Genomic DNA, 26,804 nt, shown 5'->3' with positions numbered 1-26,804 from the left:
AAAAAGTGCCGCAGTTTATCAACTGACGACCCGCAGCGCCTTACCGCTGTAGAACGCCTGGGTGTTTTCGACCAGTTGGCCGACGATTCGCTGCCGCGCCTCGCGACTGCCCCAGGCGTTGTGCGGAGTGACGATCAGGCGCGGGATGTCGACGGCCAGCAGCGGATTGCCTTGGGTTGGCGGCTCGACGCTCAGCACATCGGTGGCCGCGCCGCCCAGATGACCGTTGCGCAAGGCATCGGCCAGGGCCTGTTCGTCGATCAGCCCGCCACGGGCGGTGTTGACCACGAAGGCGCCGGGTTTCATCGAGGCGAGTTCGCGGGCGCCGATGAAGTGCCGGGTGTGCTCGTTGAGCGGGCAGTGCAGGGTGAGGGCGTCGATCTGCGGCAGCAATTCTTCCAGCGGCAGACGATCCGGACGGGCAGGGCGCCCTGGAATCTGCCCCAGCAACACGCGCATGCCGAAGGCTTCGGCCAGACGCGCGACCGCGCTGCCGAGCTCGCCGTGCCCGAGCAGCCCCAGGGTTTTGCCTTCCAGTTCGACAATCGGGTAATCCAGCAGGCAGAACTGTTTCGCCTGCTGCCAGCGGCCTTCTCCGACGGCTTTTTGATAATCGGCCAGACGCGTGGCGAGGTTGAGCAGCAACATGATCGTGTGCTGCGCCACCGACGGCGTGCCGTAACCCTGACAGTTGCACACGGTGATGCCGTGGGCGCGGGCGGCGGCCAGATCGACGTTGTTGGTGCCGGTGGCGGTGATCAGGATCAGCTTCAACTGTGGGTTGGCGGCCATGGCGGCGGCGTTGATCAGGATCTTGTTGCTGATGGCCACCGTCGCGCCTTGCAGGCGTTCGCTCACTTGCGCAGGCAACGTCTGGGCGAACATTTGCAGATCGCTGAAGCAGTCACGCAAAGGGCTCAGATCGAGATCGCCAAGATCCAGCGACGGGTGATCGAGGAATACGGCGCGGTGGGCGTTCGTCATCAACTGTACCTGTTGTGCTTTGAAGGGAAGGCGTAATCTGCCGAGCCTAACAGATGAAACAACTCGTTACGCTTGGCCGAAAGGAGCCCCCATGTACTGGACCGAATTCTTGACCGTTGCCCTGATCCACCTGTTGGCCGTCGCCAGCCCCGGTCCTGATTTCGCTGTGGTGGTGCGCGAGAGCGTGACCCATGGTCGACGCGCCGGGACCTGGACGGCATTGGGCGTGGGCACGGCGATTTTCTTGCACGTCGGCTATTCGCTGCTGGGGATCGGCCTGATCGTTTCCCAATCGATCGTGCTGTTCAACGCCCTGAAATGGGCCGCCGCCGCTTACCTGCTGTACATCGGCTTCAAGGCCCTGCGCGCGCAACCGGCGAAAACCGTCACCGATGATCTGCATAAAGAGGCCGGAGAGCGCACCGCTCGTGGCGCGTTTACTTCGGGTTTCGTGACCAATGGCCTGAACCCGAAAGCCACGCTGTTTTTCCTGTCGTTGTTCACCGTGGTGATCAACCCGCACACTCCGCTGACAGTACAGGCCGGTTACGGTATTTACCTGGCCGCCGCGACCGCCACCTGGTTCTGTCTGGTGGCCATGCTGTTCAGCCAGCAGCGCGTGCGCGCCGGTTTCGCCCGCATGGGCCACTGGTTCGACCGCACCATGGGCGCGGTGCTGATCGCCATCGGCGTGAAACTCGCGTTCACCGAGATGCATTGATCGAGCTGAGCTGATTCAGGGCGTTGAGGTATTCCCGGGGATTGTCCCCGAGCAAACGGCGAAACATCGCGCTGAACGCCCGCGCGCTGCCGTAACCCAGATCCCGCGCCACGCTCTGCACGCTGTCCCCGGCGAGCAGGCGGGGCAGGGCTTCCATCAGGCGCAATTGCTGGCGCCAGGCATTGAAATTCATCTTCAGTTGTTGCTGGAACAGCCGCGCCAACGTGCGTGAGCTGGCGCCGACCTGCTGCGCCCAGTCTTCCAGGGTGTTGGGATGATCCGGCGTGCGCAACAGCGCCAGGCAAATGCCTTGCAGACGCCGGTCGGTGGGCATCGGAATGTGCAGTGGCAGGTTTTCGATGCTGGCGAGTTCTTCCAGCATCAGTTGCTGGATCAGCGGATTGTCGGCATGCGGCGGGCCCTGCACCGCACGCAGGATCAGCTCGCGCAACAATGGCGTGACCGCCAGCACACAACAGTTGCGCAGACTGGCAGGCGCCAGTTCGGGGGCGATGAACAGTGAACGCATCTGCACATCGCCGGACATGAAAATCTCGTGGGCGACTTCGGGCGGAATCCACACCGCCCGACTCGGCGGAAGCACCCAGGCGCCTTGCGCCGTGACCACGCGCATCACCCCGCTCACGGCATACAGCAATTGCGCCTCGCGGTGCAGGTGCAGCGGCTGGTGCGAGCCGTCCAGATAGTCCCGGGGATAGGCGCTTACGGGGCCGTGTTCGAAATGGCTGATCAACATGTCGGATTCGATGACTTGGTTGGCAGGAATGCGCTTTCCGGCCAACTTAGCATGAGCGCTCACTACAACGTAAAGCGTGCCGTCATGAACCAGTCCAGAAACGTCATTCGCTACATCAACGCCGCCCATGTGATCGATCACATGTTCATGCTGATTTTTCCCGCCGCCGTGCTCGGCATGACCCAGGCCTTCACCCTCGACTATGCCGCGCTGATCGGCCTGTCGCTGGGCGGGTTCATCGCGTTCGGCGCGTGTTCGCTACCGGCCGGATGGCTGGGGGATCGCTGGAGTCGGCGGCAGATGATGCTTGTGTTTTTCTTCGGCATCGGTGCTTCGGCAATCTTCACAGGTCTCAGTAGCAGCCCGACGATGCTGGTCCTCGGCCTGACCCTGATCGGCATTTTTGCTGCGATCTATCACCCGGTCGGCACGGCAATGTTGGTGGCGTACGCGCAGAATCGCGGGCGCGAGATCGGTATCAACGGCATGTGGGGCAACCTTGGCGTGGCGTTCTCGGCATTGATTACCGGGCTGCTGGTGGCGCAGTTCGGCTGGCGCTCGGCGTTCCTGGTCCCGGGGGCGGTGGCCATCGTGCTGGGAATCGGTTTTGCCTTGCAGGTGCGTGAGGAGCCGATCCCCAAGCGTCCGCACACCGCGCTCAAAGGCGCAGGCGGCCAGCGTATTTCGATGGTCATGGTGTTCGGCGTGTTGGCTCTGGCCACGGCCACCGGCGGGGTGGTGTTCAACGCCACCACCATGACCTACCCAAAACTGTTCCAGGAGCGCTTGCATGACCTGTTCGCCTCGCCGCAGACACTCGGTGTGGTGGTCAGCCTGGCGTACGCGTTCGGTGCGGTGGCGCAGTTGAGCATCGGGCAATTGCTGCACCGGGTCAGTCTGAAGTGGCCATTTGTGGTGCTGACGCTGTTTCAGGCGCCACTGCTTTACGCCATGGCTTATGTCGATGGCTGGGCGGTGATCGCCGTCGGGGCGGCGTTCATGTTCGTGGTGTTCGGTCAGGTGACGGTGAACGATTCGATGGTCGCCAACTTCGTCGCGCCGCAATGGCAGTCGCGGGTGTTTGCCTTGCGTTACTGTTTATCGTTCGGTGCCAGTGCGACGGCGATTCCGCTGATTTCTTATGTCGAACCGCGCCATGGTTTTGTGGGGCTTTACTTGATTCTGGCGGGTTTTGGCGCTTTGACTTTCCTTGCGGCAGTGGTTTTCCCACGCACACCTTCTGAAGCGGCTGTAGGGCAAACGGCCTGAGCGGTGACGAATTCCGGCAAATGCTGGCGCAAAGCTAGCATTTGTACGGCTCTGCAAATCATTCCTTTGGCTGATTTGGCTGACGTATAAGGGTTCTAGAGTACGAAACTCCAAAGCCAACACCGTGCAGTCAGAAAAGGGATTCTTATGTTGCAGACTCGCGTTATTCCGCCCGCCGAAGGGGCGTACCAGTATCCACTGCTGATTAAACGGCTGCTGATGTCGGGCGCCCGTTACGAGAAAACCCGCGAGATCATCTACCGTGACCAGTTGCGCTACAGCTACCCGACCCTGATCGAGCGGGTCGCGCGGCTGGCCAACGTGCTGACGGCGGCCGGCGTCAAGGCCGGTGACACCGTGGCGGTGATGGACTGGGACAGCCATCGCTACCTGGAGTGCATGTTTGCTATTCCGATGATCGGCGCGGTGATTCACACGATCAACGTGCGCCTGTCGCCGGAACAGATTCTCTACACCATGAACCACGCCGAGGACCGCTTCGTGCTGGTCAACAGCGAGTTCGTCGGGCTGTACCAGGCCATCGCGCCGCACCTGACCACGGTGGAGAAAACCCTGCTGCTGACCGATCTGCCGGAAAAAACTGCGGATCTGCCGAATCTGGTGGGCGAGTACGAGCAACTGCTGGCGGCCGCGAGTCCGCAGTACGACTTCCAGGATTTCGACGAGAACTCGGTCGCGACCACGTTCTACACCACGGGCACCACCGGCAATCCGAAAGGCGTGTACTTCACCCATCGGCAACTGGTGCTGCACACCATGGGCGTGTCGACCATCATGGGCGCCATCGACAGCGTGCGGCTGCTGGGCACCAACGACGTGTACATGCCGATCACCCCGATGTTCCATGTGCATGCGTGGGGCCTGCCTTATGTAGCGACCATGCTCGGGCTCAAGCAGGTTTATCCGGGGCGTTACGATCCGGAGTTCCTGGTCGAGCTGTGGCGCAAGGAAAAGGTCACGTTCTCCCATTGCGTGCCGACCATCCTGCAGATGGTGCTCAACGCCAAAGGCGCGCAGGGCACCGATTTCGGCGGGTGGAAAATCGTCATCGGCGGCAGTGCGCTCAATCGCACGCTGTATGAAACGGCCAAGAGCAAAGGCATTCAGCTGACGGCCGCGTATGGCATGTCGGAAACCGGGCCATTGGTCTCGTGCGCGCATTTGAACGACGAGTTGATGGCGGGCACCGAAGACGAGCGCACCACCTACCGGATCAAGGCCGGCGTGCCGGGGCCATTGGTCGAGGCGGCGATTGTCGACACCGAGGGCAATTTCCTCCCGGCTGACGGCGAGACCCAGGGCGAACTGGTGCTGCGCGCACCGTGGCTGACCGAGGGTTACTTCAATGAACCGCAGAAGGGCGCCGAGTTGTGGGCCGGTGGCTGGCTGCACACCGGCGACGTTGCCACGCTCGACAGCATGGGGGTGATCGACATCCGCGACCGGATCAAGGACGTGATCAAGACCGGTGGCGAGTGGATCTCTTCGCTGGACCTTGAAGACCTGATCAGTCGCCACGTCGCGGTACGTGAAGTAGCAGTGGTGGGCATTGCCGATCCGCAGTGGGGCGAGCGCCCGTTTGCCTTGCTGGTGGTCCGTGAAGGGCACGCGATCGGGGCGCGCGAGCTCAAGGAACACCTCAAGCCATTCGTTGAATTGGGGCACTTGAGCAAGTGGGCGATCCCGAGCCAGATCGCGCTTGTTACTGAAATTCCCAAGACCAGTGTCGGCAAGCTCGACAAGAAGCGCATCCGCCTCGACATCACCGAATGGCAGGCCAACAACAGCACCTTCCTCTCCACGCTCTGAGCGTCCCCTGGCGCGCCGAAAACGGCGCGCCAGACCCACCAAGCAAGCGCTTGGCTTGTGAAATCGGAATTTTCAGCCATCCTTGCCGTGCCGACATGTGTCGGACTGGCGAAAGGACTGTTCCAGAGTGGCCGGCAGCTGCAAATCACACTTTAGAGGGATCAAGCAGTACCACCTGCTGGCTATAGTCCGCTCAAGGATTTTTAAGAACGGGGCAAACGCACAAACGGGGCGATGCAACATTGAAGCGATTTCGGGAAGCCTCTGGCGCCCGGTCCTTCAGGCGTTTTTAAAAGTACTCACTGCCATAACAATAATGCACATGGAGTAGCGTCGATGACCTCAGTAAACCAGTTCTGGCGCCGGGCAAAGCTGCCTCTGGCCGTCAGTCTTGCTTCTTCGCTCGCCGGGCCCGCATTCGGCGTCAGTTTCAACGTCGGTGAAATCGAAGGCCAGTTCGACTCCTCCCTGTCGATCGGTGCCAGCTGGTCCACCCAGAGCCCGAACAAGAACCTCATCGGCGTCAACAACGGCGGTCACGGTCTGTCCCAGACTTCCGACGACGGCCATGCCAACTTCAAGAGCGGCGAAACCTTCTCGAAGATCTTCAAGGGCATCCATGACCTCGAACTGAAATACGGCGACACCGGCGTGTTCGTCCGTGGCAAATACTGGTACGACTTCGAACTGAAGGACGAGAGCCGCGAGTTCAAGGACATCAGCGACCACAACCGCAAGGAAGGCGCCAAGTCCGCCGGCGGTCAGATCCTCGACGCCTTCGTCTACCACAACTATTCGGTCGCCGATCAGCCAGGCTCCGTGCGTCTGGGCAAGCAGGTGGTGAGCTGGGGTGAAAGTACCTTCATCGGTGGCGGCATCAACTCGATCAACCCGATCGACGTCTCCGCATTCCGCCGTCCGGGCGCCGAGATCAAGGAGGGCCTGATCCCGGTCAACATGTTCTACGTGTCCCAGAGCCTGACCGACAACCTGTCCGCCGAAGCCTTCTATCAGCTCGAGTGGGATCAGACTGTCGTCGACAACTGCGGCACGTTCTTCTCCCAGCCGGACATCATTGCCGACGGCTGCACCGACAACCTGCGCGTGCTGAACAAACGCTCGCAGATCCCGGCCATTGCCCTGGGGCCATTGGCTGCCAACGGCGTCAACGTCAATGAAGAAGGCGTGCTGGTACCGCGCGGCGGCGATCGCGATGCGCGCGACAGCGGCCAGTGGGGCGCGTCCCTCAAGTACATGTTCGAACCGCTGGACACCGAATTCGGTGCCTACTTCATGAATTACCACAGCCGTGCGCCGATCTTCAGTGCCACCGGTGCGCCGCAGTCGGTGTACAACACCGTAGCCGCATTGCCAGGCCCGTTTCAGGCGCTCGGGCCACTGTTGGTCGCCGGCAACTCGAAGTACTTCGTCGAATACCCTGAAGACATCCGCCTCTACGGTCTGAGCTTCTCCACCACCCTGCCTACCGGTACTGCGTGGAGTGGTGAAATCAGCTATCGCCCGAATGCACCGGTGCAACTGAACTCCACCGACATCCTGTTCGCCGGCGTGCGTCCGCTGGGTGGCCCTTACGCCAACGCATCGCTGCTCAATGGCGTGCCGGGTCAGGATCTGCATGGCTACGAGCGCAAGGAAATCACTCAACTGCAAACTACCTTCACGCACTTCTTCGATCAGGTCATGGGCGCGAGCCGCCTGACCCTGGTGGGTGAAGTGGGCATGACTTACGTGGGCGGCCTGGAGAGCCGGTCCGACAAGCGCTATGGCCGCGATCCGGTCTTCGGCCCGGGCGAATTGCCAGCCACCGGTACCACCAACACCTGCGTCAACATCCTCAACAACGGCACCATCAATGGCGCCGGACCTGGCTCACCGCAGAACAACCGTAGCCGCAATTGCGACAATGACGGTTTCACCACGTCGATGTCCTGGGGTTATCGCGGTCGTGCGATCTGGGAATACAACGATGTGTTCGCCGGCGTGAACCTCAAGCCGAACGTGGCCTGGTCCCACGACGTCAGCGGCTACTCGCCAGGCCCTGGCGGCAACTTCGAGGAAGGTCGCAAGGCTGTCAGCCTGGGTGTCGATGCCGAGTACCAGAACACCTACACCGCGAGCCTGGCCTACACCAACTTCTTCGACGGCAAGTACAGCACCGTGGATGACCGCGATTTCGTGGCGCTCAGCCTCGGCGTGAACTTCTAAGCACTGCATTTCAGGACGAACGAATTTATGAAAATAACAAAAAGTCTGTTCCACGCCGGTGTTCTGGGCCTGTCGCTGCTGGCGACCGGCGTCATGGCGGCGGTGCCTGCCGCCGAAGCGGACAAGCTGGGCAAGAGCCTGACCCCGATGGGCGCCGAAATGGCCGGCAACGCCGACGGCTCGATCCCTGCCTGGAAACCGATGCCGAAAAATGCCGGCACCGTCGACAGCAAAGGCTTCCTGTCCGATCCGTACGCCAGTGAAAAGCCGCTCTTTACCATCACCAAGCAGAACGTCGATCAGTACAAGGCCAAGCTTGCGCCGGGTCAGTACGCGATGTTCCAGCGTTACCCTGACACCTTCAAAATGCCGGTCTATCCGTCTCATCGTGGTGCCACCGTGCCGGATGAGGTATTCGCCGCCATCAAGAAGAATGCCACCACCACGACTCTGGTGTCGGGTGGCAACGGCCTGGAAAACTTCGATACCGCCGTGCCGTTCCCGATTCCGAAAAGCGGTGTGGAAGTCATCTGGAACCACATCACCCGCTATCGCGGCGGCAGCGTGACCCGTCTGGTGACCCAGGCCACGCCGCAACCGAACGGCTCGTTCAGCCTGGTGTACTTCCAGGACCAGTTCGTGTTCCGCGACAAGATGAAGGATTACGATCCGGCGAACCCGGGCAACATCCTGTTCTACTTCAAGCAGAAAGTGACCGCGCCGGCACGTCTGGCCGGTGGCGTGCTGCTGGTGCACGAAACCCTCGACCAGGTGAAGGAACCGCGTTCTGCGTGGGTCTACAACGCCGGTCAGCGTCGTGTACGTCGCGCACCGCAAGTGTCGTATGACGGCCCGGGTACCGCGGCAGACGGCCTGCGGACTTCCGACAACCTGGACATGTTCAACGGCGCACCGGACCGCTACGACTGGAAACTGGTCGGCAAGCAAGAGATGTACATCGCCTCCGACAGCTACAAGCTCGACGATCCGAAGCTGAAGTATGCCGACATCATCAAGGCCGGTCATATCAACCAGGATCTGGCGCGTTATGAACTGCGTCGCGTCTGGCACGTGACCGCGACCCTGAAGGAAGGTCAGCGTCACATCTATGCCAAGCGCGACTTCTTCATCGACGAAGACACCTGGCAAGCGGCGGTGATCGATCACTACGACGGTCGCAACCAACTGTGGCGCGTGGCGGAAGCCCACTCCCAGGACTACTACAACGTGCAGGTGCCTTGGTATACCCTGGAAACCCTCTACGATCTGCAATCGGGCCGTTATCTGGCGCTGGGCATGAAGAACGAAGAGAAGTCGGCGTATGACTTCGGTTTCACCGCCACCACCAGCGACTTCACTCCAGCCGCCCTGCGTCAGGATGGTGTTCGCTAAGCTGCTATAAACCGAGGCCGCATCCTCGTGAAAACGCCCCGACCGGTTCGGGGCGTTTTTTTGTCTGTCGCTTTTTCCGTAGCCTTTTTGTAGCCATTTGTAGCAACGACCTTCATAACCGCTCCGTTTAAGGCTAGTCTGCGGGCATCTGCTACGCCGCCAACAGCCATACGAACAAGAGCCGGCCATGACTGATCTGTCCCCACTTCCGGGTCCCGCAAGCGTTGCCGTCGCGGCACTGGACGGACGTTTTTTCCGTCCGCCGTTACCGGATAGCTACGTGCTGCGACCCCGTTTGTGCGAGCGCCTGAGCGCCGGACTCGGAGGGCGCCTGTTGCTGGTCAGCGCCCCGGCCGGGTTCGGCAAGAGTTCGCTGGCGGTGGAGTTCTGTCAGAGCCTGCCGGCGCACTGGCAAAGCCTGTGGCTGGGGCTGAGCCCGCGAGATAACGATCCGGGGCGGTTTCTCGAACGACTGCTCGAAGGCCTGCAGGATTACTTTCCGCAATTGGGTAGCCGGGCACTGGGGCTGCTGAAAATGCGTCAACGCCATCAGCCGTTTGCGTTCGAAGAATGGCTCGACGGCCTGCTGGATGAACTGGCGCTGCATCTGCAACCGACGGCCCCGCTGCTGTTAGTACTGGACGATTACCATCTTGCCCAGGGGCCGGTACTCGACCGTTGCCTGCAATTTTTCCTCAATCATTTACCGGACGGCCTGGTGGTCATGGTCACCAGTCGGCAGCGCCCGGACTGGCACCTGGCCCGTCTGCGCCTGTCGCGCCAGTTGCTGGAACTGCACGAACAGGATCTGCGCCTGACCCACGATGAAGCCCTGGCACTGCTCGATCGTCACAGCAGTTCCCTGCGCGGCGAGGCGCTGGAAAACCTGATCCAGCGCAGCGAAGGCTGGGTGGCCGGGCTGCGTTTCTGGCTGCTGGCGATTGCTGAAGCCGGCACCGAATCGGCCCTGCCGCAAGCCTTGAACGGCGGGGAAGGGCTGATCCGCGAATATCTGCTGGAAGAAGTCATCGATTGCCTGCCCGCCGAGGTTCAGGCGTTTCTTTATGACACCGCACCGCAGGAACGCTTTTGCAGCGAGCTGTGCGATGCGGTGCGCGAAGCCCATGACAGCGCCGAAATACTGCGTTTCCTGCTGGCGCATCAGGTGTTCCTGGTACCGCTGGACGAGCACGGGCACTGGTACCGTTATCACCACCTGTTTTCCGACCTGTTGCGCAGCCGGCCTATCACCCGGGCACTGGTGCCGGCCGCGACGCTGCATCTTCGCGCCTGCCGCTGGTTCAATGCCCAGGGCCTGCTGGATGAAGCTGTCGAGCAGGCGCTGCGCGCAGGGCATCTGGACGTCGCGGCCAATCTGGTACAGAACCTGTCCGAGGAACAACTGCTGGCCGAACAGAACGTCGGCATGCTGCTGCGCTGGAAAATGGACTTGCCCGACAGTTTGCTGATCAGCACCCCGCGCCTGATCGTGTTGTACAGCTGGGCATTGGGGCTGGCCTGTCAGCTGGACGCAGCCGAAGAGCTGGCCAGTCATCTGAGCCGGTTTCTGCCGGCGCCTTCTGCCACCGCGCAGAAATCGATGTTGGCCCAATGGCTGGCGCTCAAGGGCATCATCGCCCGTGGGCGAGGCCATCGCGAGCAGACCATCGAATTTTGCAGCGAGGCACTGGAAAGCCTGCCGGCCAAACGCTACGGCCAACGCCTGATGTGCCTGTCGACCCTGTCCAACCTGGCGATCGCCGACGGTGATCTGTGGCGCGCACGGGGCCTGAACCGCGAGTCGCTTGAGCTGGCGCAGCGGGTCGGCAATCCGTTGTTCGAGGCGTTGGCGCATTATGATCGTGCCCGCGTCCTGCAGGCGCGCGGCGAGATTCTGCGCGCGCTCGACGAGGTGCGCCAAGGGCTGGAGCGCTTGCGCGGATTGTCCGCACAGCGTTTGTACGCCGTGCGTGCGCGACTGACGCTGTATGAGGGTTTTCTGCTGGCCATGCGATTGCAGCCGCAGGCGGCAAGGGCGCGATTGCAGGCAGGCCTGACGGAAGCGCGGGCCTGTCGTGACATCAGTGTTTTGATAGGCCACTGCGTGATCGCCCGTCTGGACGGCAACAATGGAGATTTTGCCAAGGCCTTCGCCGAGCTGGCTGAGGCCGAACGTCTGATGCATATCTGGGACGTGCCGCCAATCTACTACCTGGCGATGATCACACTGGTCAAATGCGAACTGTGGCTGGCCCAAGGGCGCATTGATCTGGCTGAAGCCTGGCTGGCGCGGCTGGGCCAGACCTACACCGGTGAACGCGCGGCAGCCCCACCGGAGTTTCATCCGCAGTTGCCGTTGCACGTCGAACTGCAACAGGCGTTGCTGGACATGATCCAGGGGCACCCAATGCTCGCTGAAGGGCGGCTGAACGCGCTGCTGGAAAACGGCCAACAAACCGGACGACAGCTACTCAGCGTGATGGCGCTGACGCAAAAAGTGGCGTTGCTGTTGGCGGGTGGGCGCGAAGCTGAAGCCCGAAAGGCGTTGAGTCAGGCGCTGGAAGCGGCTACCGGCGGTGTCCTGCAACCCTTCGACGCGCTGGTCAGGGAACATGCGGACTGGTTGCGCGGGCAATTGTCGCTGGCTGCACCGACAGCTGTCGGTCAGCAATTGCTGGAGCACTTTCCGCAGGCGCCGGCTCGCTCCACTGTGGAGTCTGCCGCCACTGAACAGCTCAGCAGCAGAGAGCTCGCTGTCTTGCGGTTGATTGCCCAAGGTTGCTCGAATCAGGAAATCAGCGAGCAACTGTTCATCTCGCTGCACACGGTGAAAACCCATGCCAGCCATATCAACAGTAAGCTGGGCGTCGAGCGGCGCACCCAGGCAGTTGCGCGGGCCAAGGCGATGGGCGTCTTGACGTAGAGCGCAGCCCCAACCGGACAAAAAAAGCCCCGAATCAATCGGGGCTTTTTTTGTCTGCGCCCGGCCTGCGGGCAGGCCAGGGAGATCGAGTCAGGCTACCAGGTCGTTGGCGCTGAAGCTGTTCACACCTACCAGTTGGATCTCAAAATCCGCACCGGTATTGCCACTTACGTTGCCCGACAATACGTGATCGATGAAGCGCAGTTGACCCGCGCCGGTGAACTCGGCAGCTCCGATGAAAGAGAAACTGTTAAGGCCACTTTGCTGCAAGTTGGCATCGAACATTTTCAAGTCGATTTTGTCGCCTTGCAGGCTGCTGAAATCGGTGATGATGTCACGCAGGCTGCCCACACCCGTTTCACTCCACGTGCTGTACATAAACACGTCTGCGCCATTGCCACCTGTCATGGTGTCTACTCCGAATCCACCAATCAGTGTGTCGTTGCCGTCTCCGCCGTTGAGTTGATTATTACCGACATTGCCGGTCATACGATTGTTCAGCTCATTGCCCACACCATTGATGTTTGCATTACCGGTGAGAATTATGTTCTCCAGGTTGGCACCCAGCGTGTAGTCGATGGAGGTAAAGACCCGATCGAGATCGGTGAGCGAGTTACTGGTCTCGATCACCACATCGCCGACGTTGTCGACGTAGTAGGTGTCGCTGCCATCACCGCCGATCATGGTGTCAGCGCCGGCCTTGCCATCGAGGAAGTTGTTGCCGGCGTTGCCGGTCAGCACATTGTTCAGCTCATTGCCGTTGCCATTGAGGTTGGCGCTGCCCAGCAGGGTCAGGTTCTCGACGTTGGTGGCCAGGGTGTAATCGATGGAGGAGAACACCTGATCGACATCGGTGAGCGAGGCTTCGAGTTCGATGACCTGATCGCCGACGTTGTCGACGTAGTAAGTGTCGCTGCCGCCGTTGCCGATCATGATGTCGGCGCCGCCCTTGCCGTCGAAGACGTTGTTGCCGGCGTTGCCGGTCATGCGGTTGTTCAGCTCGTTGCCGGTGCCGTTGATGTTGCTGTTGCCGCTGAGCAGGATGTTCTCCAGGTTGGCGCCCAGGGTGTAGTCGATGAAGGTGAACACCCGGTCGAGATCGGTGAGCGAGGTACTGGTCTCGATCACCACATCGCCGACGTTGTCGACGTAGTAGGTGTCGCTGCCATCACCGCCGATCATGGTGTCGGCGCCGGCCTTGCCATCGAGGAAGTCATTGCCGGCATTGCCGGTGAGAATGTTGTTGCCAGCGTTACCGGTCAGAACGTTGTTCAGTTCGTTGCCGGTACCGTTGAGGTTGGCGCTGCCCAGCAGGGTCAGGTTCTCGACATTGGTGCCAAGGTTATAGTCAATGGACGAGAACACTTGGTCAACATCGGTGAGCGAGGCTTCGAGTTCGATGACCTGATCGCCGACGTTATCGACGTAGTAAGTGTCGCTGCCGCCGTTGCCGATCATGGTATCGGCGCCACCCTTGCCGTCGAAGACATTGTTGCCGGCGTTGCCGGTCATGCGGTTGTTCAGCTCGTTGCCGGTGCCGTTGATGTTGCCGTTGCCGCTGAGCAGGATGTTCTCCAGGTTGGCGCCCAGGGTGTAGTCGATGGAGGTATAGACCCGATCGAGATCGGTGAGCGAGGTACTGGTCTCGATCACCACATCGCCGACGTTGTCGACATAGTAGGTGTCGCTGCCATCACCGCCGATCATGGTGTCAGCGCCGGCCTTGCCATCGAGGAAGTTGTTGCCGGCGTTGCCGATCAGCACATTGTTCAGCTCATTGCCGTTGCCATTGAGGTTGGCGCTGCCCAGCAGGGTCAGGTTCTCGACATTGGTGCCAAGGGTGTAGTCAATGGACGAGAACACCTGATCGACATCGGTGAGCGAGGCTTCGAGTTCGATGACCTGATCGCCGACGTTGTCGACGTAGTAAGTGTCGCTGCCGCCGTTGCCGATCATGATGTCGGCGCCGCCCTTGCCGTCGAAGACGTTGTTGCCGGCGTTGCCGGTCATGCGGTTGTTCAGCTCGTTGCCGGTGCCGTTGATGTTGCTGTTGCCGCTGAGCAGGATGTTCTCCAGGTTGGCGCCCAGGGTGTAGTCGATGAAGGTGAACACCCGGTCGAGATCGGTGAGCGAGGTACTGGTCTCGATCACCACATCGCCGACGTTGTCGACGTAGTAGGTGTCGCTGCCATCACCGCCGATCATGGTGTCGGCGCCGGCCTTGCCATCGAGGAAGTCATTGCCGGCATTGCCGGTGAGAATGTTGTTGCCAGCGTTACCGGTCAGAACGTTGTTCAGTTCGTTGCCGGTACCGTTGAGGTTGGCGCTGCCCAGCAGGGTCAGGTTCTCGACATTGGTGCCAAGGTTATAGTCAATGGACGAGAACACTTGGTCAACATCGGTGAGCGAGGCTTCGAGTTCGATGACCTGATCGCCGACGTTATCGACGTAGTAAGTGTCGCTGCCGCCGTTGCCGATCATGGTATCGGCGCCACCCTTGCCGTCGAAGACATTGTTGCCGGCGTTGCCGGTCATGCGGTTGTTCAGCTCGTTGCCGGTGCCGTTGATGTTGCCGTTGCCGCTGAGCAGGATGTTCTCCAGGTTGGCGCCCAGGGTGTAGTCGATGGAGGTATAGACCCGATCGAGATCGGTGAGCGAGGTACTGGTCTCGATCACCACATCGCCGACGTTGTCGACATAGTAGGTGTCGCTGCCATCACCGCCGATCATGGTGTCAGCGCCGGCCTTGCCATCGAGGAAGTTGTTGCCGGCGTTGCCGGTCAGCACATTGTTCAGCTCATTGCCGTTGCCATTGAGGTTGGCGCTGCCCAGCAGGGTCAGGTTCTCGACATTGGTGCCAAGGGTGTAGTCAATGGACGAGAACACCTGATCGACATCGGTGAGCGAGGCTTCGAGTTCGATGACCTGATCGCCGACGTTGTCGACGTAGTAAGTGTCGCTGCCGCCGTTGCCGATCATGATGTCGGCGCCGCCCTTGCCGTCGAAGACGTTGTTGCCGGCGTTGCCGGTCATGCGGTTGTTCAGCTCGTTGCCGGTGCCGTTGATGTTGCCGTTGCCGCTGAGCAGGATGTTCTCCAGGTTGCTGCCCAGGGTGTAGTCGATGAAGGTGAACACCCGGTCGAGATCGGTGAGCGAGGTACCGGTTTCGATCACCATATCGCCGACGTTGTCGACGTAGTAGGTATCACTGCCATCGCCACCGATCATGACGTCTGCACCGGCCTTGCCATCGAGGAAGTCGTTGCCGGCATTGCCGGTGAGAATGTTGTTGCCAGCGTTACCGGTCAGAACGTTGTTCAGTTCGTTGCCGTTGCCATTGAGGTTGGCGCTGCCCAGCAGGGTCAGGTTCTCGACATTGGTGCCAAGGGTGTAGTCAATGGACGAGAAAACTTGGTCAACATCGGTGAGCGAGGCTTCGAGTTCGATGACCTGATCGCCGACGTTATCGACGTAATAAGTGTCGCTGCCGCCGTTGCCGATCATGGTATCGGCGCCACCCTTGCCGTCGAAGACATTGTTGCCGGCGTTGCCGGTCATGCGGTTGTTCAGCTCGTTGCCGGTGCCGTTGATGTTGCCGTTGCCGCTGAGCAGGATGTTTTCCAGGTTGGCGGTGAGGGTGTAGTCGATGAAGGTATAGACCCGATCGAGATCGGTGAGCGAGGTACTGGTCTCGATCACCACATCGCCGACGTTGTCGACATAGTAGGTGTCGCTGCCATCACCACCGATCATGGTGTCAGCGCCGGCCTTGCCGTCGAGGAAGTCATTGCCGGCATTGCCGGTGAGAATGTTGTTGCCGGCGTTACCAGTCAGAATGTTATTCAGCTCGTTGCCGGTACCGTTGAGATTGCCTGAGTCTGTCAGCGTCAGGTTCTCGATGTTGGCGCCCAACGTAAAATCGACGCTGGAGAAAACCCAATCGGTATCGCTGAGCGAAGTACTTGTTTCGGTGACAACGTCACCGATGTTGTCAACGTAATAGATATCGCTACCATCGCCGCCATCCATCGTATCGGCCCCGGCACCACCATAGAGCGAATTGTTGAGCGCATTACCGACCAGCGAGTCGTTGAACTGCGACCCGATGGCGTTTTCAATCTTGGCTCCATAGGCGATGGCGAGCCCGTTATTGATGGCGGTCTGGTTGTTCAGATTGGTGAACGACTTGCCAATCTGGCTGTAGGCCCCTTCATTCAGGTCGATGCTGACCGCTGCCAGCTGGTTGCTTGCATCGATGGTGTCGTTACCGCCTGCATCCCAAATGGTCTCGAAGATCGATTGGTTTGCATCCCATTTGTACATATTGTCGCCGGTCTGCCAAAGCATGTTGACGCCGTACAGGCTCTGAATCGCGACGATATCGAGCACCATGGGAGTGGTGGGCTGGTAGGAATAGTTACTGTTGTAACTCATCACCGTGAAATGAACATCGTCCAGTGAGGGATCCAGCAGCGTGTTGTTGGTTGCACTGAAATCGAATGGGTGTTTGAGGCCCAGGGCATGACCGATTTCATGCACAAACGTCATGAAGTCATAAGTGCCTTTGGATGGATTGGGGTCATTTGTCTGCGGACCTATCCATACGTCACCGCCAGCAGGGTTGTTGGCCGGAAAGTAGGCCCAGGCAGCGGTTTTGTCATCCATCAAGCGATAACCACCGAAGCGCAAGTCACCGACGTTGTTCAGGGTATCGCTGGTCAAGGTGAAATTCAGATTGGCGACAGCACTCCACGTGTTAAGTGCGTTGATCGCTGCTGTCTTTTGACCTTGTGTCAGTTCATACAGTGCATCGTATTCGTTGTCAGGGCTGTAGTTGATAACGAAATAAGAAGTGCCGGGCGCCATGAAGCTATAGCTGAGATTGGTCGGCCCGAGCGGCTTCCAGTTGGAGCCAAACCAGTATGTTCCGGAAATAATACTGTCGACCGTGGCGTTGCCGGTCAGTGACGCAGGGAGGCTTAATGAATACGTCTTGGGCGTTGGCATGCGGGATTTCCTGGGTGCGCTGCGGCCCTTCCTGGATGCGACCGCTACAAAAAAATGCGATTTTGCACCAGAAACAATACATTTGACATCATTGGGCCACTATCTTTCTGATTAGTGGCGTCAAATTACTGACCGGGCGATCTATATCGGCATGTGAAGTAGAATCCTGAAGCAAGCCCACTTGCCGTTTGTCCAGGATCTCTATGTCCGTTTCCAGCCCCGTGCTTATCCGAGAAACCTTCCCCGTCGGCCCCCTTCAGTGCAACTGCACGATCATCGGCGACCCGATCACCAAAAAAGCCATCGTTGTCGATCCGGGCGGCAATCCTGACCTGATCATGGCCCGCCTCGATGCGTTGGGCCTGAAAGTGGTCAGCATCATTCACACGCACGCACACCTCGATCACTTCCTGGCTTCCGGGCAGATGAAGGAGAAGACCGGCGCCACCTTGCATCTGCACAAGGAAGACCAGTTTCTCTGGGACAACCTCGAAATGCAGTGCCAGATGTTCGGTGTGCCCTACACCCCGGTGCCGTCGCCGGATCGCTGGCTGAGCGACGACGAAGAGCTGGCCTGCGGCTGTGGCGTGGCGTTGCACACACCGGGTCATACGCCAGGTTCCATGAGCTTCTGGTTTTCCGAGGCTAAGCTGTTGATTGCCGGCGACACGCTGTTTCGTCGCGGAGTAGGGCGCACGGATTTGTGGGGCGGCGATCAGGCGACCATCGTGCGATCGATCAAGCAGCGGCTGTACACCCTGGATGAAGACGCGACCGTTGTGGCCGGGCATGGTCCGGATACGCGTCTGGGGGATGAAATGCGCGAGAACCCGTTTGTGCGTGCCTAAACATTTTGTCACGGGTGCCCGGCGGAATTTTTGTGCATTGTCATGATCCAACGCCCGCACGGGCCAATTGCCAATGGCCGCTGCACCACAGAATGCAAAATGTAGGAGCACTCCATGTTCACCACGCGTCGTTTGATTATTGTCGCTACTGCCGTGGCCGTCTTGTCCGGCTGCGCCTCGCCCAACCCGTATGACAATCAGGGTCAGGCCGACGGTGGCTCCCAGGGCATGAGCAAAACCGCCAAGTACGGTGGCCTCGGTGCGCTGGCCGGCGCGCTGGCCGGTGCCGCCATCGACCACAACAACCGCGGCAAGGGTGCGCTGATCGGCGCAGCCGTCGTCGGTGCCTCGGCCGCCGGTTACGGCTACTACGCCGACCAGCAGGAGAAAAAACTGCGCGCCAGCATGGCCAACACCGGGGTTGAAGTGCAGCGTCAGGGCGATCAGATCAAGCTGATCATGCCGGGCAACATCACTTTCGCCACCGATTCGGCGAACATCGCTTCCAGCTTCTATCAGCCGCTGAATAATCTGGCCAACTCCCTGAAGGAGTTCAACCAGAACCAGATCGAAATCGTTGGCTACACCGACAGCACCGGCAGTCGTCAGCACAACATGGACCTGTCCCAGCGTCGTGCGCAGAGCGTGGCGACCTACCTGACTTCGCAAGGTGTCAGCGGTGCCAACCTGAGCGCCCGCGGTGCCGGTCCGGATAATCCGATCGCCAGCAACGGTGACGTCAACGGCCGGGCGCAGAACCGCCGCGTCGAGGTCAACCTCAAGGCGATCCCGGGCCAGCAGTACGGTGGCCAGCAACAGCCGGGCACGGTTCAGCAATACCCGTAACCGTCAGCTACAAAAAAGCCCCCGGACAAGTGATTGTCCGGGGGCTTTTTGTTGGCGCGAAGGCTGATTACTTCTTCAGGCCGTAATGCTCGTCGAGCATGCCCGGCGAGTTCGGGGTCTTCGGCGCGTAGTCACGCGGCGGTTCCTGATCCCGTGGTGGCGTCAGGCGTTCCCGTGGAGCCTGTGCGGCCTCGGAGTGCAACGAAGCCAGCAGGCGTTGACGAGTCTGCTCGTCCAGGGCCAGGCGGTTGGCGCCCTCGGCGAGGTGATCCTGCACTTCCTGATAGCTCTGGGTCAGTTTCTTGACCAGATTGGCGGTGCTGTTGAAGTGGGTCACCACTTCGTTCTGATAACTGTCGAAACGTTCCTGAATATCATCCAGTTGACGCTGCGTGCGGCTGGGTGCGGCGTTCGGCGCAACGCGAGCGATCAGGAAACCAATGGCGACACCCACAACCAGGGCAAGAGTCGGTAACAACCAAACTAAGAGCGAGTGTTCCACGAGTCCTTCCTCTATAAACGGCTTTGCTTTACGTTAACGGCTCGAACCTGCGCTGTATACCGCGATTCACTCGCAATAGACTGGCACAGACAATTTGCTAGACGAGTCGACCCGATTCGAGGTCACGGAGTTCCTTCCTTGCTGATGCGTGAAACCCCTGTAGTGATTGATGGCCCGGTGGGGCAACTTGAGTCTTTGTATCTGGACAACGAGCAGCCACGCGGCATCGCGCTGATCTGCCACCCGAACCCGGTGCAGGGCGGCACCATGCTCAACAAGGTCGTCTCGACCCTGCAGCGCACCGCGCGCGACGCGGGTCTTATCACCTTGCGCTTCAACTATCGGGGCGTGGGTGCCAGCGAAGGCTCCCATGACATGGGCACCGGTGAAGTCGATGACGCCCAGGCCGCCGCCGCCTGGCTGCTGGACAAACACCCGGGTCTGCCACTGACCCTGTTCGGTTTCTCCTTCGGTGGATTTGTTGCGGCAAGTCTCGGCGGTCGTCTCGAAGCCCAAGGCATTACGCTCAAGCACCTGTTCATGGTTGCGCCGGCGGTGATGCGTCTGGGCGATCAGGATCAACTGCCGCAGCAGGGCGAACTGACCGTGATCCAGCCGGAAACCGACGAAGTGATCGATCCGCAGTTGGTCTACGAATGGTCCGACAAACTCCAGCGCCCCCATGAGCTGCTGAAAGTGGCAGAATGCGGACACTTTTTTCATGGCAAGCTGACCGATCTCAAGGATCTGATCCTGCCGCGTCTCTCGAATTGATTGCAGTCTGACAAGCGATTACCCATGACGAACCGTACCCGCATCCTCACCGGCATCACCACCACCGGCACCCCGCACCTGGGCAACTACGCCGGCGCCATCCGCCCGGCGATTCTCGCCAGCCGCGACAGCAATGCCGATTCGTTCTACTTCCTGGCCGACTATCACGCCCTGATCAAGTGCGATGACCCGCTGCGCATCCAGCGCTCGCGTCTGGAAATCGCCGCGACCTGGCTGGCCGGTGGCCTGGATGTGGATCGCGTGACCTTCTATCGTCAGTCCGACATCCCGGAAATCCCTGAGCTGACCTGGCTGCTGACCTGCGTCGCCGCCAAGGGCCTGCTCAACCGCGCCCACGCCTACAAGGCTTCGGTGGACAAGAACGTCGAGACCGGCGAAGACCCGGATGCCGGCATCACCATGGGCTTGTACAGCTATCCGGTGCTGATGGCGGCGGACATTCTGATGTTCAACGCACACAAGGTGCCGGTCGGTCGCGACCAGATCCAGCACGTAGAAATGGCCCGCGACATTGGTCAGCGCTTCAACCACCTGTTCGGCCAGGGCAAAGAGTTCTTCACCATGCCCGAAGCGCTGATCGAGGAAAGCGTGGCCACGTTGCCGGGTCTGGACGGTCGCAAGATGTCCAAAAGCTACGACAACACCATTCCGCTGTTCTCCAGCGCCAAGGAAATGAAGGACGCGATTTCGCGCATCGTTACCGACTCCCGCGCGCCGGGCGAAGCGAAAGATCCGGACAACTCGCACCTGTTCACCCTGTTCCAGGCCTTCTCCACGCCGGCGCAGGCCGACGAGTTCCGCAGCGAACTGCTAGGCGGTCTGGGCTGGGGCGAGGCGAAGAACCGTCTGTTCCAATTGCTCGACAACGAGCTGGGCGAATCCCGCGAGCGTTATCACCAGTTGATCGAACGTCCGGCAGATCTGGAAGACATCCTGCAACACGGCGCCAAGAAGGCCCGTGCGGTGGCGACGCCGTTCCTCAATGAGTTGCGCGAAGCGGTCGGCCTGCGCTCCTTCGTCAATCAGGTTCAGGTGGCTGCGACCACCAAGAAGAAAGCCGCGAAAGCCGCACGTTTCGTCAGCTTCCGTGAAGACGACGGCAGCTTCCGTTTCCGTCTGCTGGCGGCCGACGGCGAGCAATTGCTGCTGTCGCGCAACTTCGCCGACGGAAAAACCGCCGGTCAGGTGACCAAGCAACTGCAATCGGGTCAGGCGCTGGATGTGCGCAGCGAAGACCTGAGCTTCAGCGTCTGGCTGGAAGGCGAGTGTGTCGGCGACAGCCCGGCGTTCGCCGACGTGGCTGCTCGGGATGCGGCCGTCGAGGCCCTGCGGATCGCTCTGACACCGGTTCAGGAATAATCAACGGCCCGGCCCGACCAAGGGCCGATTGCCATTCCCACGGGCCATCGCTACAGTGACGGCCCGTTTTTGTTGCCTTGCTAACGAATTATGACGCCCCTAGAACGATATCAAGCTGATCTGAAACGCCCGGACTTTTTCCATGACGCCGCGCAGGAAACTGCTGTGCGTCATCTGCAACGCCTGTACGACGATCTGATCGCGGCCGAGCAGAACAAGCCGGGTTTGCTGGGCAAGCTGTTTGGCAAAAAGGATCAGACGCCGGTCAAGGGTCTGTATTTCTGGGGCGGCGTGGGTCGCGGCAAGACTTACCTGGTGGACACCTTCTTCGAAGCCCTGCCATTCAAGGAAAAGACCCGCACTCACTTCCATCGCTTCATGAAGCGTGTGCACGAAGAGATGAAAACCCTCGGCGGCGAGAAAAATCCGCTGACCATCATCGCCAAGCGCTTCGCGACTGAATCTCGGGTCATCTGCTTCGATGAATTCTTCGTCTCCGACATCACCGACGCCATGATCCTCGGCACGCTGATGGAAGAGCTGTTCAAGAACGGTGTGACCCTGGTCGCCACGTCGAACATCGTGCCGGACGGCCTGTACAAGGACGGCCTGCAACGCGCGCGTTTTCTGCCGGCCATCGCGCTGATCAAGCAGAACACCGAGATTGTCAACGTCGACAGCGGCGTCGACTACCGTCTGCGCCACCTCGAACAAGCGGAGTTGTTCCACTTCCCGCTCGACGAAGCCGCTCACGAAAGCCTGCGCAAGAGCTTCCGCGCGCTGACGCCGGAATGCACGGCGGCGGTGGAAAACGATGTGCTGATCATCGAAAACCGCGAAATCCGTGCCCTGCGTACTTGCGATGACGTGGCCTGGTTCGACTTCCGCGAACTGTGCGACGGCCCGCGCAGCCAGAACGACTACATCGAGCTGGGCAAGATCTTCCACGCCGTGCTGCTCAGTGGCGTGGAGCAGATGAGCGTCACCACCGACGACATCGCCCGACGCTTCATCAACATGGTCGACGAGTTCTACGACCGTAACGTCAAACTGATCATTTCTGCCGAAGTCGAGTTGAAAGACCTGTACACCGGCGGACGCCTGACGTTCGAGTTCCAGCGTACCCTCAGCCGTCTGCTGGAGATGCAATCCCACGAATTCCTGTCCCGGGCGCACAAGCCTTAAGCGGATTCGGCAAACAAAAAGGGCCTGCAGATGCAGGCCCTTTTTTGTGTCTGGTCGAATCGTCAGGCCGCTTGCTGGAACTGCTGTCGGTACTGGTTTGGCGACAGTTCGGTGTGCTGGCGGAACAGCCGTGCGAAGAAGCTCGCATCGTCGTAGCCGACTTCGTAGCTGATGGTCTTGATGCTCTTGCGGCTGCCGGAGAGCAGGCCTTTGGCAGTCTCGATACGCAGCCGTTGCAGGTAGTGCAGCGGCTTGTCACCGGTTGCGGTCTGGAAGCGACGCATGAAGTTGCGGATGCTCATGCCGTGCTCGCGCGCCACGTCTTCGAAGCGGAACTTGTCGGCGAAATGCTCTTCGAGCCAGTGCTGGATCTGCAGGATGATCACGTCCTGGTGCAGCTTCTGGCCCCCGAAACCGATGCGGCCCGGGGCGTAGCTGCGCTGCACTTCATAGAGAATGTCGCGGGCCACCGCCTGGGCCACATTGGCGCCGCAGAAGCGCTCGATCAGGTAAATGTAGAGATCGCAGGCGGAGGTGGTACCGCCGGCACAGTACAGGTTGTCGGCGTCGGTCAGGTGTTTGTCCTGATTGAGATAGACCTTGGGGAATCGCTCGGCGAAGGCATTGAAGAAGCGCCAGTAGGTGGTCGCTTCCTTGCCGTTGAGCAATCCGGCCTCGGCCAGCCAGAACACCCCGGTGGCCTCGCCGCAGAGCACGGCGCCCCGGGCGTGCTGCTCGCGCAGCCACGGCAGGATCTGTGGATAACGTTGGCACAGCGTATCGAAATCGTCCCAGAAGGCCGGGAGGATGATGACGTCGGCGTTTTCCAGACCGCCGTCCACCGGCATGACCACGTCACTGAAGCTGTTCACCGGTTTGCCGTCGGGGCTGACCAGGCGGGTTTCGAACGCCGGAGTCAGGCCGTGGCCCAGTTGTTTGCCGTAACGCAGGCTGGCCAGATGGAAGAAATCCTTGGCTTGCATGAGGGTGGAAGCGAAAACCCGGTCGATCGCCAGGATGCTGACGCGCCGCAAGGGCGTGGAGACTTGCTTGGACATAATTCAACTTTTGTTTTTATAAGGGAAAGTGGTCACCAGACGGCTGGATCGTCTTATTTTTTGTCGGATGTGTCCAGTGTCCTGTATCGGAAGCGAGGCTTAGTCTCTGAAGGTCTGATCCCTCCAACAATAAAGAAAAGGTGCCGCATGATTCCCAGAACCTTGTTCAGCTCCGAGCACGAATTGTTCCGCGACAGCGTACGAACATTCCTCGAAAAAGAGGCCGTGCCGTTCCATGGGCAATGGGAAAAGCAAGGCTACATCGACCGCAAACTGTGGAACAAGGCGGGGGAGGCGGGGATGCTTTGCTCGCACCTGCCAGAGGAATACGGCGGGTTGGGGGCGGACTTTCTTTACAGCGCAGTCGTGATCGAAGAAGTAGGGCGGCTGGGTCTGACCGGCATTGGTTTCTCGCTGCATTCGGACATTGTCGCGCCGTACATCCTGCATTACGGCAGCGAGGCGCTGAAGCAGAAGTACCTGCCGAAACTGGTGTCTGGCGAGATGGTGACCGCGATCGCCATGACCGAACCGGGCGCCGGTTCCGACCTGCAAGGGGTCAAGACCACGGCGGTGCTGGATGGCGACGAATATGTGATCAACGGTTCGAAAACCTTTATCACCAATGGCTTTCTGGCGGATCTGGTGATCGTCGTCGCCAAGACCGATCCCAAGGCCGGCGCCAAGGGCACCAGCCTGTTTCTGGTGGAGGCGAATACGCCGGGCTTCGACAAGGGCAAGCGCCTGGAGAAGGTCGGAATGAAGGCTCAGGACACGTCGGAATTGTTCTTTCAGGACGTGCGCGTGCCGAAGGAAAACCTGTTGGGTCAGGCCGGGGCGGGGTTTGCCTATCTGATGCAGGAACTGCCGCAGGAGCGTCTGACCGTGGCGATTGGCGGTCTGGCTTCAGCCGAGGCGGCGCTGCAGTGGACGCTGGATTACACCCGCGACCGCAAGGCGTTCGGCAAATCGATTGCCGACTTCCAGAATACCCGCTTCAAACTGGCGGAAATGGCCACCGAGATTCAGATCGGCCGGGTGTTCGTCGATCGCTGCCTGGAGTTGCACCTGCAGGGCAAGCTTGATGTGCCGACGGCGGCGATGGCCAAGTATTGGGGCACCGACCTGCAATGCAAGGTGCTCGACGAGTGCGTGCAACTGCATGGCGGCTACGGTTTCATGTGGGAATACCCGGTGGCCCGGGCCTGGGCGGATGCAAGGGTGCAGCGGATCTATGCCGGCACCAATGAAATCATGAAGGAGATCATTGCGCGGTCGCTTTGAGTTTTGCAGTGAGTTGACTGGCCCCTTCGCGAGCAGGCTCGCTCCCACAAGGATCACGCTGTAACTGTGGGAGCGAGCCTGCTCGCGAAGCTTTTAGCGGCTGATCACGGTGCCGGGTTCGGATGATCCTTGTGAATCGCTTCGATTCCTTCCAGCACTTCCCTCGACAGTTTCAGCTCGTAGCTGGCGATGTTGCTGTCCAGTTGCTCCAGCGTCGTCGCCCCGATGATGTTGCTGGTGACGAATGGTTGCTGATTCACAAACGCCAGGGCCATTTGTGCCGGATCCAGGCCGTGTTCACGGGCCAGTGCGACGTAACGGCTGCACGCCGCCTCCGATTGCGAGTTGAAATAGCGGCTGAAGCGGCTGTAGAGGCTCAGGCGGCCTTTCGGCGGACGCGCCCCGCCTTCGTACTTGCCCGACAGGAAACCGAACGCCAGCGGCGAATAGGCGAGCAGGCCGCATTGCTCGCGGATGGCGATTTCCGCCAGGCCGATCTCGAAACTGCGGTTGAGCAGGTTGTACGGGTTCTGGATCGACACGGCGCGCGGCCAGCCACGGGCTTCGGCCAGGGCGAGAAAGCGCATGGTGCCCCACGGCGTTTCGTTGGACAGGCCGATGTGGCGGATCTTGCCCGCCTTCACTTGCTCATCGAGCGCTTCAAGGGTGTCTTCGAGCGGCGTCAGGTTGGCTTCGGTCTGGTGCTTGTAGCCCAGCTGTCCGAAAAAGTTGGTGCTGCGCTCCGGCCAGTGCAATTGATACAAGTCGATGTAGTCGGTCTGCAGGCGCTTGAGGCTGGCGTCCACGGCTTCGGTGATGTGCTGGCGGTTGTGGCGCAGGTTCTTGTCGCGGATGTAGTCGATGGTGTTGCCGGGGCCGGCGATCTTGCTGGCGAGGATCCAGTCGGCGCGGTCGCCGCGGCTCTTGAAGTAATTGCCGATGTAGCGCTCGGTGGTGGCGTAGGTTTCGGCTTTCGGCGGTACCGGGTACATCTCGGCGGTGTCGAGGAAATTGATCCCGGCCTCTTTTGCCCGTTCAATCTGGGCGAAGGCTTCAGCTTCAGTGTTTTGCTCGCCCCAGGTCATGGTGCCGAGGCAGATTGCACTCACGTTCAGGTCGGTACGGCCTAGCTGGCGATAGTCCATCGGGTGCTCCTTGGGCAAAACAAGCATAAAAGCAGGTTGAAATTTTTTTCGCAATCTGCATAATTGCCGACCTCTTTCTGCAGTGGAAGTGATGCGCCGCCGCCGAAGAATCTTGCCGTTGAACGGACGCGCCGACCCGAGCCCCCGAAAGCGTCTGTATCCGGCTGCCTTTGACTTGTCAAAGTACGCACTATTCAGTAAGATCCGCCGTCTTATTTACAGGCGGCCCCTGAGGCTATAAAGAATGAAAACTTTTACTGCTAAACCGGAAACAGTAAAGCGCGACTGGTTTGTCGTCGACGCTGCTGGTCAGACCCTGGGTCGTCTGGCCACCGAAATCGCGAGCCGTCTGCGTGGCAAGCACAAGCCTGAGTACACTCCTCACGTTGACACCGGCGACTACATCGTCGTAATCAACGCCGAGCAGATCCGTGTTACCGGTGCTAAAACCACTGACAAAATGTACTACTCCCACTCCGGTTTCCCGGGCGGCATCAAGTCGATCAACTTTGAAAAGCTGATCGCCAAGGCCCCTGAGCGCGTGATCGAGACCGCGGTTAAAGGCATGCTGCCTAAAAACCCACTGGGTCGCGACATGTACCGTAAGCTGAAAGTCTATGCGGGCGCTGCACACCCTCATACTGCTCAGCAGCCCCAAGAACTGAAGATTTAA

The 26,804-nt window shown here is 60.0% G+C and carries 19 protein-coding genes; 13 read left to right on the top strand and 6 right to left on the bottom strand.

All coding sequences use genetic code 11. The annotated features are described in order from the left end of the window. Nucleotides 1–18 precede the first annotated feature (18 nt). Nucleotides 19–984: a 2-hydroxyacid dehydrogenase gene (locus QR290_RS24535; protein ID WP_289203789.1), complete on the bottom strand. Its 966-nt coding sequence runs from the start codon at nucleotides 982–984 to the stop codon at nucleotides 19–21. A 91-nt stretch (nucleotides 985–1,075) separates the two neighbouring features. Here QR290_RS24535 and QR290_RS24530 point away from each other — a divergent pair, with 91 nt between their 5' ends. Continuing rightward, a complete protein-coding gene (locus tag QR290_RS24530) occupies nucleotides 1,076–1,705 on the top strand; it encodes a LysE family translocator (RefSeq protein WP_074690992.1) in 630 nt (209 codons plus the stop codon). Here QR290_RS24530 and QR290_RS24525 read toward each other — a convergent pair. Next, on the bottom strand, nucleotides 1,689–2,462 hold the full coding sequence (locus QR290_RS24525) for an AraC family transcriptional regulator (protein ID WP_289203788.1): 774 nt from the start codon (nucleotides 2,460–2,462) through the stop codon (nucleotides 1,689–1,691). The two genes, QR290_RS24530 and QR290_RS24525, sit on opposite strands and share 17 nt — an antisense overlap. Nucleotides 2,463–2,546: 84 nt before the next feature. Here QR290_RS24525 and QR290_RS24520 point away from each other — a divergent pair, with 84 nt between their 5' ends. From QR290_RS24520 to QR290_RS24500, 5 genes are all read left to right on the top strand, one after another. Continuing rightward, nucleotides 2,547–3,731: an MFS transporter gene (locus QR290_RS24520; protein WP_289203787.1), complete on the top strand. Its 1,185-nt coding sequence runs from the start codon at nucleotides 2,547–2,549 to the stop codon at nucleotides 3,729–3,731. Nucleotides 3,732–3,878: 147 nt separating this feature from the next. Continuing rightward, nucleotides 3,879–5,561, top strand: coding sequence for a fatty acid--CoA ligase (locus QR290_RS24515; RefSeq protein ID WP_085606947.1), 1,683 nt, complete (start codon nucleotides 3,879–3,881; stop codon nucleotides 5,559–5,561). 336 nt (nucleotides 5,562–5,897) lie between these two features. Further along, nucleotides 5,898–7,787, top strand: coding sequence for a DUF1302 domain-containing protein (locus QR290_RS24510; RefSeq protein WP_289203786.1), 1,890 nt, complete (start codon nucleotides 5,898–5,900; stop codon nucleotides 7,785–7,787). A gap of 27 nt (nucleotides 7,788–7,814) precedes the next feature. Next, nucleotides 7,815–9,179 (top strand): DUF1329 domain-containing protein, encoded by a 1,365-nt coding sequence (locus tag QR290_RS24505; RefSeq protein WP_115079167.1) that lies wholly within the window; start codon nucleotides 7,815–7,817, stop codon nucleotides 9,177–9,179. Between the two features lie 187 nt (nucleotides 9,180–9,366). After that, a complete protein-coding gene (locus QR290_RS24500) occupies nucleotides 9,367–12,102 on the top strand; it encodes a LuxR C-terminal-related transcriptional regulator (RefSeq protein WP_289203785.1) in 2,736 nt (911 codons plus the stop codon). Nucleotides 12,103–12,192: 90 nt separating this feature from the next. Here QR290_RS24500 and QR290_RS24495 read toward each other — a convergent pair whose 3' ends face one another. Then, nucleotides 12,193–17,109, bottom strand: coding sequence for a M10 family metallopeptidase C-terminal domain-containing protein (locus QR290_RS24495; protein ID WP_289203784.1), 4,917 nt, complete (start codon nucleotides 17,107–17,109; stop codon nucleotides 12,193–12,195). Nucleotides 17,110–17,312: 203 nt separating this feature from the next. Between QR290_RS24495 and QR290_RS24490 the strand changes: the two genes are divergently transcribed. Further along, nucleotides 17,313–17,957 carry an MBL fold metallo-hydrolase gene (locus tag QR290_RS24490; protein ID WP_260520949.1) on the top strand — a complete coding sequence of 215 codons (645 nt, stop codon included), beginning with the start codon at nucleotides 17,313–17,315 and terminating at the stop codon, nucleotides 17,955–17,957. A gap of 114 nt (nucleotides 17,958–18,071) precedes the next feature. Then, nucleotides 18,072–18,803, top strand: a complete 732-nt coding sequence (locus QR290_RS24485; RefSeq protein WP_007956806.1) for an OmpA family lipoprotein — start codon at nucleotides 18,072–18,074, stop codon at nucleotides 18,801–18,803. Nucleotides 18,804–18,870: 67 nt separating this feature from the next. Here the strand turns inward: QR290_RS24485 and QR290_RS24480 are convergent, their stop codons facing one another. Then, entirely contained in the window at nucleotides 18,871–19,305 is a 435-nt protein-coding gene (locus tag QR290_RS24480; protein ID WP_039766275.1) for a YhcB family protein, read from the bottom strand. Between the two features lie 144 nt (nucleotides 19,306–19,449). Between QR290_RS24480 and QR290_RS24475 the strand changes: the two genes are divergently transcribed. The 3 genes from QR290_RS24475 (at nucleotide 19,450) to zapE (ending at nucleotide 22,644) form a co-directional block, all read left to right on the top strand. Beyond that, nucleotides 19,450–20,079 (top strand): alpha/beta hydrolase, encoded by a 630-nt coding sequence (locus QR290_RS24475; protein WP_115079998.1) that lies wholly within the window; start codon nucleotides 19,450–19,452, stop codon nucleotides 20,077–20,079. Between the two features lie 24 nt (nucleotides 20,080–20,103). After that, the gene (locus QR290_RS24470; RefSeq protein ID WP_007956800.1) at nucleotides 20,104–21,459 is read left to right on the top strand and encodes a tryptophan--tRNA ligase; all 1,356 of its coding nucleotides are present in this window, start codon (nucleotides 20,104–20,106) and stop codon (nucleotides 21,457–21,459) included. Nucleotides 21,460–21,549: 90 nt separating this feature from the next. Beyond that, nucleotides 21,550–22,644, top strand: coding sequence for a cell division protein ZapE (gene zapE / locus QR290_RS24465; protein ID WP_085606932.1), 1,095 nt, complete (start codon nucleotides 21,550–21,552; stop codon nucleotides 22,642–22,644). A 62-nt stretch (nucleotides 22,645–22,706) separates the two neighbouring features. Here zapE and QR290_RS24460 read toward each other — a convergent pair whose 3' ends face one another. After that, the gene (locus QR290_RS24460) at nucleotides 22,707–23,603 is read right to left on the bottom strand and encodes a GlxA family transcriptional regulator (RefSeq protein WP_205350896.1); all 897 of its coding nucleotides are present in this window, start codon (nucleotides 23,601–23,603) and stop codon (nucleotides 22,707–22,709) included. A 246-nt stretch (nucleotides 23,604–23,849) separates the two neighbouring features. On the opposite strand from QR290_RS24460, the gene QR290_RS24455 reads away from it, so the two are divergent. Next, nucleotides 23,850–24,986 carry an acyl-CoA dehydrogenase family protein gene (locus QR290_RS24455; RefSeq protein ID WP_207983896.1) on the top strand — a complete coding sequence of 379 codons (1,137 nt, stop codon included), beginning with the start codon at nucleotides 23,850–23,852 and terminating at the stop codon, nucleotides 24,984–24,986. Nucleotides 24,987–25,090: 104 nt separating this feature from the next. Here the strand turns inward: QR290_RS24455 and QR290_RS24450 are convergent, their stop codons facing one another. Continuing rightward, entirely contained in the window at nucleotides 25,091–26,131 is a 1,041-nt protein-coding gene (locus QR290_RS24450) for an NADP(H)-dependent aldo-keto reductase (RefSeq protein WP_289203783.1), read from the bottom strand. A 244-nt stretch (nucleotides 26,132–26,375) separates the two neighbouring features. On the opposite strand from QR290_RS24450, the gene rplM reads away from it, so the two are divergent. Then, on the top strand, nucleotides 26,376–26,804 hold the full coding sequence (rplM, locus tag QR290_RS24445; RefSeq protein WP_003228062.1) for a 50S ribosomal protein L13: 429 nt from the start codon (nucleotides 26,376–26,378) through the stop codon (nucleotides 26,802–26,804).

The sequence above is a fragment of the Pseudomonas fluorescens genome (assembly GCF_030344995.1).
GTDB lineage: Bacteria > Pseudomonadota > Gammaproteobacteria > Pseudomonadales > Pseudomonadaceae > Aquipseudomonas > Aquipseudomonas fluorescens_BF.
The sequence above is the reverse complement of the archived record's forward strand: the minus strand, read 5'-3'. Positions and strand labels throughout refer to the sequence as shown.